The organism is Immundisolibacter sp. (assembly GCF_050250495.1).
GTDB lineage: Bacteria > Pseudomonadota > Gammaproteobacteria > Immundisolibacterales > Immundisolibacteraceae > Immundisolibacter.
On record NZ_JBFWOM010000003.1, the window covers coordinates 182,530 to 194,992 of the forward strand.

9 protein-coding genes and 1 CRISPR repeat array are annotated in these 12,463 nt (G+C 71.4%); all 9 genes read left to right on the plus strand.

The window, feature by feature from the left end:
- Positions 1-114: 114 nt before the first annotated feature.
- The 9 genes from AB7F93_RS04315 (at position 115) to AB7F93_RS04355 (ending at position 11,680) form a co-directional block, all read left to right on the plus strand.
- On the plus strand, positions 115-891 hold the full coding sequence (locus AB7F93_RS04315) for a DUF4239 domain-containing protein (protein ID WP_428301653.1): 777 nt from the start codon (positions 115-117) through the stop codon (positions 889-891).
- A gap of 220 nt (positions 892-1,111) precedes the next feature.
- Entirely contained in the window at positions 1,112-3,586 is a 2,475-nt protein-coding gene (gene leuS / locus AB7F93_RS04320) for a leucine--tRNA ligase (protein ID WP_428301654.1), read from the plus strand.
- A 31-nt stretch (positions 3,587-3,617) separates the two neighbouring features.
- Positions 3,618-4,112: an LPS assembly lipoprotein LptE gene (gene lptE, locus AB7F93_RS04325; RefSeq protein ID WP_428301655.1), complete on the plus strand. Its 495-nt coding sequence runs from the start codon at positions 3,618-3,620 to the stop codon at positions 4,110-4,112.
- Between the two features lie 7 nt (positions 4,113-4,119).
- The gene (gene holA / locus AB7F93_RS04330; RefSeq protein ID WP_428301656.1) at positions 4,120-5,127 is read left to right on the plus strand and encodes a DNA polymerase III subunit delta; all 1,008 of its coding nucleotides are present in this window, start codon (positions 4,120-4,122) and stop codon (positions 5,125-5,127) included.
- Between the two features lie 2 nt (positions 5,128-5,129).
- Entirely contained in the window at positions 5,130-6,383 is a 1,254-nt protein-coding gene (locus AB7F93_RS04335) for a glutamate-5-semialdehyde dehydrogenase (RefSeq protein WP_428301657.1), read from the plus strand.
- Positions 6,384-6,415: 32 nt separating this feature from the next.
- Entirely contained in the window at positions 6,416-7,048 is a 633-nt protein-coding gene (gene nadD / locus AB7F93_RS04340) for a nicotinate-nucleotide adenylyltransferase (protein ID WP_428301663.1), read from the plus strand.
- A 3-nt stretch (positions 7,049-7,051) separates the two neighbouring features.
- Positions 7,052-7,420, plus strand: coding sequence for a ribosome silencing factor (gene rsfS / locus AB7F93_RS04345; protein ID WP_428301658.1), 369 nt, complete (start codon positions 7,052-7,054; stop codon positions 7,418-7,420).
- On the plus strand, positions 7,417-7,890 hold the full coding sequence (rlmH, locus tag AB7F93_RS04350; RefSeq protein WP_428301659.1) for a 23S rRNA (pseudouridine(1915)-N(3))-methyltransferase RlmH: 474 nt from the start codon (positions 7,417-7,419) through the stop codon (positions 7,888-7,890). Before rsfS ends, rlmH begins: the two co-directional genes overlap by 4 nt.
- Entirely contained in the window at positions 7,880-11,680 is a 3,801-nt protein-coding gene (locus AB7F93_RS04355) for a YhdP family protein (RefSeq protein WP_428301660.1), read from the plus strand. Before rlmH ends, AB7F93_RS04355 begins: the two co-directional genes overlap by 11 nt.
- A 30-nt stretch (positions 11,681-11,710) precedes the next feature.
- Positions 11,711-12,463: a CRISPR direct-repeat array (repeat unit 37 nt; unit sequence GTTTCAATCCGCACCCGGTCTTTCGACCGGGTGATGC).

The following is a 12,463-nucleotide window of genomic DNA, read 5'->3' on the forward strand; positions in this document are numbered from 1 at the left end:
GTACGAAGCGCATCGATCGAGGATGGCCGCGAACGATGCGCCTCCTCCGCCGACACATCCTGCGGGCCGATAATCGCCCCTGACTTCGTTGTATTTAATTAAAGGCAATCGAATATGACGCTGATATTCGTCGCATCACTTGCTGCGGTCGGCTTGTTTCTCGGCATGCTGATGTTGTTTGAGGTGGGCAGGTTCATCGGCAAACGGCGACTGACGCGCGACCCGGACGGCGCGGCGGCGGGTGCCGGCCCGGCCGAAGCCGCCGTTTTTGGCTTGCTCGGCCTGCTGTTGGCGTTCACGTTCTCAGGTGCTGCATCGCGATTTGAGGACCGACGACACTTGATCACCCAAGAAGCCAACGCCATCGGCACGGCCTACCTGCGTGTCGACCTGCTGCCGAGCGCCGCGCAGCCGGACTTGCGGCAGTTGTTTCGTCGTTATGTTGACGACCGCGTAGAGAGCTATCGGCACCTTGAGGACGCCACGGCCACTCAAGCACGACGGTCCGATGCGGCGACTTTGCAGGCGCAAATCTGGACGACGGCCGTCTCTGCGAGCCAGCAAGATGTCTCCGGGAATGCCGCGAAAGTACTGCTCCCCGCCTTGAATGAGATGTTCGACATCACGACCACCCGCGTCATGGCATCGGAGAATCATCCGCCGCGCATCATCTTTGTCCTGCTTGCAGGCTTGAGCCTCATCAGTGCGCTGCTTGTCGGCTACGTCACCTGCGCGACCAGGCCCCGACACTGGCCTCCGTTTCTGATTCTCGCCGCGACCCTGTCGGTCACGTTTTACGTGATCCTCGATCTTGAGTTCCCGCGCCAGGGCATGATCCGCGTCGACGCGGCCGACCACGTTCTTGCGGAACTCCGGAAGAGCATGAAGTGAGGCGCACGCCGGCGACCAACACGCTGGCCGCTTTACTCGCCCAACCCGGCCCGCGCGGGATGCGCTGTGACAGGCGGCGCGGTGGTCGGGGTTGGCGGCGAACGCCGCCGCGCGCTGCGCGCCGCCGCAGGCTGGACCGGCCCGGCTTTCCAGTCGCCGCCTGGGCTGCTTGCCCCGCCCGTTATAATCGCCCGCCTTTTTTGCCGGATTTTCGCCCCCGATGAATCGCCAGTACGACGCCGCCGCGGTCGAGGCTGAGGCCCAGGCCTGGTGGCAGCAGCACGACGCCTTTGCCGCCGCGGACGACGGGCCGGGCGAGAAGTTCTACTGCCTGTCGATGTTCCCGTACCCGTCGGGCGCTCTGCACATGGGGCATGTGCGCAACTACACCATCGGCGACGTGCTGGCGCGCTACCAGATGATGCAGGGCCGGCGCGTGCTGCAGCCGATGGGCTGGGACGCCTTCGGCATGCCGGCGGAGAACGCCGCCATCCAGCGCGGCGTCGCGCCGTCGCGCTGGACCTACGACAACATCGCCCACATGCGCGGGCAGTTGCAGCGCCTGGGCTTCGCCTACGACTGGCGGCGCGAGATCGCCACCTGCCGGCCGGAGTACTACCGCTGGGAGCAGTGGCTGTTCACGCGGCTGCTCAAGAAGGGCCTGGCGTATCGCAAGCTGGCGGCGGTCAACTGGGACCCGGTCGACCAGACGGTGCTGGCCAACGAGCAGGTGATCGACGGCCGCGGCTGGCGCTCGGGCGCGCTGGTGGAGCGGCGCGAGATTCCGCAGTGGTTCCTGCGCATCACGGCCTACGCGGACGAGCTGCTGGCCGATCTCGACGGTCTGGAGTGGCCGGAGCCGGTCAAGACCATGCAGCGCAACTGGATCGGCCGCTCGGTGGGCATGGAGCTCGCCTTCGAGGTGCCGGGCTACGGGGCGCTGAAGGTGTTCACCACGCGGCCGGACACGCTGTTCGGCGTCACCTACATGGCAGTCGCCGCCGAGCACCCGCTGGCGCAGCAGGTGGCGGCGGCCGATCCTGATCTTGCCGTGGCCATCGAGAACCTGAAGCCGCGCGAGACCAGCGAGGCGGCGCTGCAGACGCAGGACAAGCTCGGCGTCGATTCGGGCCTGCGGGCGCGCCATCCGCTGACCGGCGCGGAACTGCCGGTGTGGGTGGCCAACTTCGTGCTGATGGAGTACGGCGAGGGCGCCATCATGGCGGTGCCGGGGCACGACCAGCGCGACTGGGAATTCGCGCGCCAGTACGCGCTGCCCATAGTTCCAGTAGTGGCGCCGGGCGATTTCGACGGCGATGCCGAGAGCCTGGTCGAGCACGCCGCCTTCACCGACAAGGGCCGGCTGATCAACTCCGGCGACTACGATGGGCTCGAATTCCAGGCCGCGTTCGACGCCATTGCGGATCTCGCCGAACAGCGCGGCCTCGGCGCGCGGCGCGTGCAGTACCGCCTGCGCGACTGGGGCGTGTCGCGCCAGCGCTACTGGGGCTGCCCGATTCCGGTGATCCATTGCGAGTCCTGCGGCGCGGTGCCGGTGCCGGACGACCAACTGCCGGTGCGCCTGCCGGAGGACGTGGTGGTGGACGGCAGCGGCTCGCCGCTGACGCGCATGCCGGAGTTCTACGAGGTCGCCTGCCCGGAGTGCGGGCGCGCGGCGCGGCGCGAGACGGATACCTTCGACACGTTCTTCGAGTCGTCCTGGTACTTCGCGCGCTTTGCCTGCCCGGACCTCGACATCGCCATGCTGGACGGCCGCGCCAATGCCTGGCTGCCGGTGGACCAGTACGTGGGCGGCATCGAGCACGCCATCCTGCACCTGCTGTATGCGCGCTTTTTCACCAAGCTGATGCGCGACGAAGGGCTGATCACGGCCGGCGAGCCGTTCACGCGCCTTTTGACGCAGGGCATGGTGCTCAAGGACGGCGCCAAGATGTCCAAGTCCAAGGGCAACACGGTGGACCCGCAGGCGCTGATCGACCGCTACGGCGCGGACACGGCGCGGCTGTTCATCATCTTTGCCTCGTCGCCGGAGCAGGCGCTCGAATGGTCGGACGACGGCGTGGCCGGCGCCAACCGCTTCCTGAAACGCCTGTGGGGTTTCGCGGCCGATTTCGCGGCCTGGCGCGAGGGCGCCGACGCGGCCGATCTCACGGCGCTCGACGACGCTCAGCGCGACGCCCGGCGCGAGATTCATGCGTGTCTTCAGCAGGCGAGCTACGACTTCGGCAAGAACCAGTTCAACACCGTGGTGTCGGCCGGCATGAAGATGCTGAACGAGCTGTCGCGCCTGTCCGTCCCGCCCGATGCAGGAACCACTGCCGGAGCTGGCTACCGGGCGCTGGTGGAGGAGGGGCTGTCGATCCTGCTGCGCCTGCTGTCGCCGATCGTGCCGCACATCACGCACGGCCTGTGGCAGGAACTTGGGTTTGCCGGCGAGCTGCTGCGCGCGCCCTGGCCGCAGGTGGACCCGGCGGCGCTGGCGGCGGACGCCATCACGCTCGCGGTGCAGGTGTCGGGCAAACTGCGCGGCACGGTGCGCGTGCCGGCGGCGGCCGGGGAGGACGCCATCCGCGCCGCGGCGCTCGCGGAACCGAACGTGGCGCGCTTCGTCGGCGACGCCACGGTCCGCAAGGTGATCGTGGTGCCGGGCAAGCTGGTCAACATTGTGGTCTGACGCTTTCCAGAGAATCTGCATGAACCGTTCGATGAACCGATTGCTGCGCCTGCCGCTGCTGGCTGCGGTGCTGCTGCTCGCCGGCTGTGGCTTTCACGTGCGCGGTAACTACCAGTTGCCGGACACCATTGGCGCGGTGTTCATCGAGGTGCCGGGCTACGACTACGACCTGCGCCACCGCCTGCAGCGCACGCTGGGTTCGCGCGGCGTGCGCCTGGTGGAGGACGCCACGGCGGCCGATTCGGTGCTGCGTATCGTGAACCCGCAGTTCGCCACGCGCGTGCTGTCGGTCGGCACCGATGCCCGCGTGCGCGAGCACGAGCTGCGCTACACGCTGAGTTTCGAGCTGCGCCGGCGCGACGGCACGGTGCTGGTGGCGCCGCAGTCGGTGGAGCTGCTGCGCGACGTGACCTACGACGAAACCAACGTGCTCGGCAGCCAGAGCGAGGCCAGCGCCGGCCGGCTGGAGCTGCAGGACCAGGCGGTGCAGCAGATCATGCGGCGCCTGGCGGCGCGCCTGGGGTGAGGCCGCGGTGCCGCTGAAGCCGGAGCAGCTCGCCGCGGCGCTGGGCCGGGGCCTGGCGCCGGTGTACCTGCTGGCTGGCGAGGAGCCGCTGCTGGTGGCGGACGGCGCCGATGCCGTGCGCCGCGCGGCGCGAGCGGCCGGCCACGACGAGCGGGTGGTGCACGAGGTCGAGCGCGGCTTCGACTGGAACCTGCTGGCCGGCGAGGCGTCCAGCCTGTCGCTGTTCGCCCAGCGGCGGCTGATCGAGCTGCGCCTGGGCAGCGGCAAGCTGAGTGACGACGGCGCCGCGGCGCTGATCGAGTACCTGGCCGCGCCGCCGCCGGACGTGGTGCTGCTGCTCACGGCCGATGCACTCGACAAGCGCGCGCGCAGCAGCGCCTGGTTCGCCACCTGCGAGCGGGTGGGCGTGGCGGTCTACGCCTGGGCGATGGAAACGGCCGGACTGCCGCGCTGGTTGATCGGCCGGGCGCGCGGCATGGGCCTCACGCTCGACGAGCCGGCCGCGGCGCTGCTGGCTGACCTTACCGAAGGCAACCTGCTGGCGGCGGCGCAGGAACTCGACAAGCTCGCCCTGTTGGCGCCGCCGGGCGGCGCGCTGGACCGCGATGGCGTGCTGGCGGCGGTGGGCGACAGCACGCGCTACGCGACGCGCGATCTGGCGGACGCCGTGCTGGGCGGCGACGCGCGGCGCCTGACCCGCGCGCTCGCGCACCTGCAGGACGCCGGCGAGACGCCCATCCTGGCCCTGTGGCAGCTGACGCAGGACCTGCAGCGCCTGGTGGACGGCAACACCGCCGGCCAGCCGCCGCGCCGGCGCGAGCTGATCGAACGCGCCCGCGGTCGTCGTCCGGCGGCGTACTGGCAGGGACTGCTGGCGCAAGCGGCGCTGGTGGACCGCGCCAACAAGGGCGTCGGCAACGGCGTCGAGCCGTGGCAGGCGCTGACCACGCTGGCGCGGCGCATGGCTGGCCCGGCGCGGGCAGCGGGCACAGCGGCGAGAACAACCCGGAGCTAACGGTGGAACTGGAAGCCTACGTACAGCAACTCGGCCAGCGCGCGCGCGTGGCGGCACGGGCGGTGGCGCGCGCCGGCACGGCGGCCAAGAACGCTGCGCTGCTGGCCACGGCCGATGCGCTCGACGCGTCCCAAGCTGCGCTGCTCGTGGCCAACGCGAAGGATCTCGCCGCCGGCCGCGCGGCCGGGCTAGACGCGGCGCTGCTGGACCGCCTGACGCTGGACCCGGTGCGCATCGCGAGCATGGCCGATGGCCTGCGCCAGATCGCCGCACTGCCGGACCCGGTCGGTGCGGTCGATGACCTGCGCACCCGCCCGACCGGCATCCGCGTCGGGCGCATGCGGGTGCCGCTAGGCGTGGTCGGCATCATTTACGAGTCGCGGCCGAACGTGACCGCCGACGCGGCCGGGCTGTGCCTTAAATCCGGCAACGCCTGCATCCTGCGCGGCGGTTCCGAGGCAGTGCACAGCAACCTTGCGATTGCCGCCTGCATCGCGGCTGGGCTCGAAGCCGCCGGCCTCCCGGCCGCCGCCGTGCAGGTACTGGACCGCACCGACCGCGCCGCGGTGGGTCTGCTGGCGGGGCTCACCGAGTACGTCGACATCATCGTGCCGCGTGGCGGCAAGGGTCTCATCGAGGCGGTGATGCGCCAGGCGCGCGTGCCGGTGCTCAAGCACCTCGACGGCGTGTGCCACGTCTACATCGACGACGGCGCCGACCCGGACATGGCCCGGCGCATCGTGCTGAATGCCAAGACGCACCGCTACGGCGTGTGCAACGCCATGGAAACGCTGCTGGTGGCGGCCGGCGAGGCGGGGCAGTTGCCGGCCATCGCGGCCGAGCTGCGCGCCAAGGGCGTCGAGCTGCGCGGCTGCGAGCGCGCCCGCGCGCAGGTGCCGGACATGCTGCCGGCCGGCGAGGACGACTGGTACGCCGAGTACCTGGCGCCGATCCTGGCCGTGCGCGTGGTGGACGGGCTCGACGCGGCCATCGAGCACATTGCCCGCTACGGCTCGGCGCACACCGACGCCATCGTCACGCGCGATGTCGCCCGCGCCGACCGCTTCCTGCGCGAGGTCGATTCGAGCTCGGTAATGGTGAACGCCTCCACGCGCTTCGCCGACGGCTTCGAGTACGGGCTCGGCGCCGAGATCGGCATCAGCACCGACAAGCTGCACGCGCGCGGGCCGGTCGGGCTCGAAGGCCTCACCAGCCAGAAGTGGGTGGTGCTCGGCAACGGCGAGGTGCGCGCCTGACGACGCGCGCGCGCCGGCCGGCGGGTCGGCCGATCGGCATCCTCGGCGGCACGTTCGACCCGGTGCACGTGGGACATCTGCGCGCCGCCATCGAGATGCGCGACGCGCTCGATCTCGCCGAGGTCCGCCTGGTGCCGGCGCACGTGCCGCCGCACCGCCCGCAGCCGGCGGCGAGCGCCGAGCACCGGCTCGCGCTGCTGCGCCTTGCCGTGCGCGGCGTGCCCGGTATCCGCGTCGATGAGCGCGAGCTGGGCCGCGCCGGGCCGTCCTACACCGTCGACACGCTGACCGAGCTGCGGGCGGAACTCGGCGCCCGGCCGCTGTGCCTGCTGGTGGGTGAGGACGCGTTCCGCGGGCTGCCGACCTGGCACCGCTGGCAGGCGCTGTTCGAACTCGCCCATGTCGTCGTGATGCAGCGTCCGCCGATGCCGAATTCACCCGACCTGCCCGCCGTGTTGGCGAAGTTCGTCGCCGGGCGCGAGGCGCACAGCCCGTCCGCACTGGCAGCTGCGCCGGCCGGGCTGGTGTGGCGGCAGGCCATCCCGCCGCTCGACGTATCCGCCACGCGCATCCGCGCGGTGCTGCGGGCCGGGCACAGCGCGCGCTTTCTAATGACCGACAGTTGCCTGCGGTACATTCGCGGCCATCACCTCTATACCGACTGATTCATGGCGCAAGACCTCTCCGGCCTCAAGGCCGTCGTGCTGAAGGCACTCGATGATCTGAAGGCGGTCGACGTGACCGTGCTTGATGTCACCGCACTGACCAGTCTTACCTCGCTGATGGTGGTCGCCACCGGCACTTCGAACCGCCACGTGCGCGCCATTGCGGAAGCCGCCCGCGATGCCGCCAAGGAGGCCGGCTACACGGTGTTAGGGGTGGAGGGCGAGGCCGGCGCGGAGTGGGTGCTGGTCGACCTGGTGGATCTGGTGCTGCACGTGATGCTGCCGGCCACACGCGCGCTGTATCGCCTGGAGGACCTGTGGTCGGCGCGACCGGGTCAGGCGCGGGCGGGGCAGGTCGGCGACGGCGCGTGAGCCAGGTGCTGATTCTGGCGGTGGGACACAAGCCGCCGGCCTGGGTCAGCGAGGCGTGTGCCGAATACCTCGGCCGCTTCGGGCGGCGCCTTAAGGTGGAGCTGCGGGAAATTCCCCCGGCGCGGCGCGGCCCGGGTGGAGGCGCCGCGGCATTGGCGCAGGAAGACGCCAAGCTGCTCGGCGCATTGCCGGAGGGCGCCTTCCCGGTCCTGCTGGAGCCGCGCGGGCAGATGTTCGATTCCCCGGGCCTGGCGGATGCGCTGTCCGGCTGGCTGATGCGCGGCAGCCCGCTCGCGTTGCTGATCGGCGGCGCCGACGGTTTTGGCCCGCAGGTGCTGGCGCGCGCGCCGACGCGCTGGTCGCTGTCGGCGCTCACCTTCCCGCACATGCTGGCGCGGGTGATGGTGCTGGAGCAGCTCTACCGCGCCTTCAGCCTGCTGCACAACCTGCCCTACCACCGTGAGCACTGAGCGGCGTCGCCGGCCGAGAGCGGGTCCGCTCGGTCGTCTGTGGGCTGGGGTCCAGTGGGCGTTCGGCGTGGCGCTGGTGCTGGTGGCGCTCGGGCTGACGGTGCTGCGCCTCGCGCTGCCGCAGCTCGACCGCCATCCTGACCGGGTGGCGGCGCTCGCCAGCCAGGCGCTCGGCTATCCGGTGCACTTCGCGCGGCTCACCACCGGCATGAGCGGCGTCACGCCGCAGCTCGAACTGCGCGAAGCCAGCCTCACCGCCGCCGACGGCAGCGTCACGCGGGTCGGCGCGCTGCGCCTGCGTTTCGACTGGACCGCCTCGCTGCTGGCGCGCGCGCCGCGCCTGTCGGCGCTGGAGGTGGACGGCCTCGCGCTGGCCGTGCTGCGCCAGCCGGACGGCACCTGGCAGATCGCCGGCATGGCCATGTCGCCGGGCGGCGGGGGTGGGTTTGGCCAGTGGCTGCTGGCGCAGCCGCAGGTGCGCCTGCGCGGTGCCGTGATCGACATTGCCGATGCCAGCGAGCCGGCGCGCACGCTGCGTCTGGAATCGGCTTCGGCCGACCTGCAAAAACGCGCCGGCCGGCACTGGCTGGACCTGCGCGTGGGCGTGGCAGGTTCGGCCAGCGGCGCGTTCCGGCTGCGTGCCGAGATGAACGGGCTTGCCGGTGACTTGCCGGCGAGCGAGGGTCGGGCCTACGTCACGGCGCGCGATGTCAGCGGCGCCGATGTGCCGCTGGCCGGTGCGCTGTTCGGCGGGCAGTTGAGCGGCGAGGCGTGGCTGCGCTGGAAGGCAGGGCGCATCGAACGGGTGCGTGGCAGCGTCGAGGGGGTAGGGCGCGTGCGGGCCGCCGCTGACGAGGGGCCCGGGCTCGATGTTGACGCACTGCGCCTGTCCGGCGTGTTGCAGCGCACCGCGGACGGCTGGGCGGCGGCGGTCGACGAGGGGCATATCGAGGCCGCGCAGCGCGAATGGCGCGTCGAGAAGGCGCAGGCGTGGCGCCGCGGCGACGCGCTGGCCCTGCGCGCCGGGCTGCTGGACCTGGCCGGGGCCGGGCCGCTGGCGGGGCTGCTGGCGGCACGCCTGCCCACCGCCGGATTACTCACCGAACTCGACCCCACGCTGCGCGCCCGCGAGCTGGTCGGGACGCTCGATCTCACCGCGCCGGCGCGGACGCTGCGCCTGACCGCGCAGGTGGATGATCTCGGCTGGCAGCCCGCCGGGCGCGTGCCGGGCCTCGCGGGACTCGCCGGTGAGCTGCGCCTTGGCGGCGCGGCGGCGAGTTTCGCGTTGCAGGGTGCGCCGCATCTGACGCTGACGGCGCCCGGCCTGTACGCCGAGCCGCGCCAGTTCGACGTGGCGCGCGGCGTGCTGACGGCGCAGTGGTCGCCGGCCGGCGTGCAGGCGCAGATCGCCGATTTCTCCGTGCGCAGCGGCAGCATCGATCTTGCCGTGCGTGGGCGCCTGTCGCTGCCGGCCGCCCCTGCGGCCGACACCGCCGCGGACCCCGCCGCGCAACCGCAGCCTGATCTATTCATCCAGGCCGGCACACCGCAGGCGCCGGCGGCCGAGTTCTTCGGCCTGCTGCCGGATCGCGCCCTGTCGCCGAAGTTCATCGACTGGGGCCGCAGCGCCATCAAGGCCGGCACGCTGCACGGCGTGAACGCCCTGCTGCGCGGCGACCCGCGGCGGTTTCCGTTTCGCGATCATCAGGGCCAGTTCCTGGCCAGCACCGATTTCACGGACGTGACGCTCGACTATCAGCCCGGTCACGGCTGGCCCGAGGCGCGCGAGGCGCGCGGCCGGTTCGGCCTGACCGGCCCCGAGTTCTGGCTGACGCTCGCCGACGGCCGCCTGCTCGACAGCCGCGTCCCGGAACTCACGGTGCGCATTCCGGACGTGGTCAAGCGCGAAAAGCGCCTGCTGCTCGACGGCACGGCGACCGGCCCGGCGCAGGACGCCATCCGCTTTATCAGGGAATCGCCGCTCGCTGCGCGCCTCGGGCGGCAGGTGGCGCGGCTTGGCTTCGACGGGCAGGCCACCACGCAGGTCCAGCTCGACCTCACGTTCACCGGCCCGGCCAAGTCGACGCGCGTCACCGGCCGCACGCGCCTTGACGGCAACACGCTCACCATCGACGGCACCGGGCTCGTGGTGCAGGCGCTGCGGGGTGATGTCGGCTTCGGCAGCGCGGGGCTCGACGCGCGGGCGGTGCAGGCGCGTCTGTTCGGCGGGCCGGTGGTGTTCGACTTGAGCAGCGGTGCGGGCCGGCCGCTGCGCATCGAGCCGCGCGGCGAGGCGGTCGCGGCCGAGGTGGTGCGCTACCTGCGCCTGCCGTGGCCGGCGCTGTTCGACGGACCCGTGCCGTGGCAGGGCGGGGTCGACATTGCCGGCGACGGCGCGCTCACGCTCGATCTGAACGTCGAGCTCGCCCGTGCGACCGGCGACCTGCCGGCGCCGCTCGACGTGCTGCGTCGCCAGCCGATGGCGGTGCTCGCGCGCTGCGCGTGCGGAACGCCGGCGCGCGCCTGGGACGTGACACTCACCGCGCAGCCGCTGACGGCGCGGCTCGATCTGGCGCCCACTGCCGGCGGCGGTACGGCGCTGCGCCGGGCGGATCTCGCCATCGGCGCCGAGAACCGTCTGCCGAGCGCCGGCTTCAACGTGCACGGCCGCCTGCCGGTGCTCGCGCTGGAGCCGTGGCTCGCGTGGCTGTCGGCCAACTTCAAGGAAACCACCGCCGGCACTGCGCTGGTGCCGCGGGTGGACGTGTACGCCGACCGACTCGACTATCTCGGCCAGCGCTTCGCCGATGCCCGCCTGCAGGTGGTGCGCAGCGACGGCTGGGACGTGACCGTGGACGGCGCGGGCGTGGCCGGCAGCGTGCGCGTCACCGGCAGCGGTGACGACCAGCGCGTGCAGCTCGATCTCACGCGCCTGCACCTGGCGCGCGATCCGGCCGGCGGCCAGCCGGGCAGCGTGGACGGCGTAGACCCTGGCCGCGTGCCGGTGCTCGGCGGGCGCATCGGGGAGCTGCGCTACGGCGGCGAGACCTTCGGCGCGCTCGACTTCAGCAGCCGCCGCCTGGCGGACGGGCTCGACTTCGATCGGCTGGATCTGGCCGGCGATTACGGACGCATCACCGGCACCGGCAGTTGGCGCGGCGGCGGCGGGCGCAGTGCAAGCCACCTCGTGGCGAGCGCGCAGTTCACGGATTTCGGCGCGTTTCTCGGGCACTTCGGCGTCAGCGCGCTGGTCAGCGGCGGCCGCGGCGAGCTCGACGCCGACCTCGCCTGGCCGGGCAGCCCGGGTGCATTCGCCTTCCCGGCGCTCAGCGGCACCGTCAGCGGCGACCTGCGCCGTGGCACGCTGCCGGACGTCGAGCCCGGCGTCGGGCGCCTGTTCGGCATCCTGAGCCTCGACAGCGTGATCCGGCGCCTGTCTCTCGATTTCCGCGACGTGTTCGGGCGCGGTTTCACGGTCGATCGCATGCAGGGCGACATCCGCCTCGCCGCCGGGCAGGCCGAACTCAACAACCTGCGCGTGCGGGGGCCGGCGGCGCACCTCACGCTCGACGGGCGCACCAACCTCACCGACCGCAGCCTCGACGTGAACGTGCTCAGCGTGCCGCAGGTCACCTCGACCCTGCCGCTGGCGGGCGCCATCGCCGCGCCGCCCGTCGGGGCGGCCATTTACCTTGGCCAGAAGGTGCTCGGCGGCACGCTCGACAAGGTCGCCGAGCAGCGCTACCACGTGACCGGCACTTGGGCGGAGCCGAAGATCGACAAGCGCTGAGCGGGTGCGCCCGCATTGCTTGGGCGGTCGTTTTCAATCCGCACCCGGTCTTTCGACCGGGTGATGCATGCTGATGATTCGGTCGACGGCGCGCTGCTGCTCGTTTCAATCCGCACCCGGTCTTTCGACCGGGTGATGCCAGATGCGGCGCGCACTGGCGATGCTGATCGCGGCGTTTCAATCCGCACCCGGTCTTTCGACCGGGTGATGCGGTGGCCAAGTAGTCGCCGATCACCTGGGTATCAAGTTTCAATCCGCACCCGGTCTTTCGACCGGGTGATGCCTCAACTACGGCTGGACCCTCGGCGAGAGCGGCTGGTTTCAATCCGCACCCGGTCTTTCGACCGGGTGATGCGCCCAACGAGTGGCCTGAGCCGACATCATCATAGAGTTTCAATCCGCACCCGGTCTTTCGACCGGGTGATGCCACGCAGTCGAAGGGCGAGTCCGGGCCGTGGAAGGTTTCAATCCGCACCCGGTCTTTCGACCGGGTGATGCGGGCTATCGCCTGGTGCTCCGGCATCCACTCCGAGTTTCAATCCGCACCCGGTCTTTCGACCGGGTGATGCGTTCCCGGCCCAGCGCCCGTTCCCGCGGGTTGGGTGTTTCAATCCGCACCCGGTCTTTCGACCGGGTGATGCGCGGCGGCCGAAGCTGACGTCTCCGAGCAGGACCGTTTCAATCCGCACCCGGTCTTTCGACCGGGTGATGCCACATCCGCCGACCGCAAGCGCAGCGATACCTAGGTTTCAATCCGCACCCGGTCTTTCGACCGGGTGATGC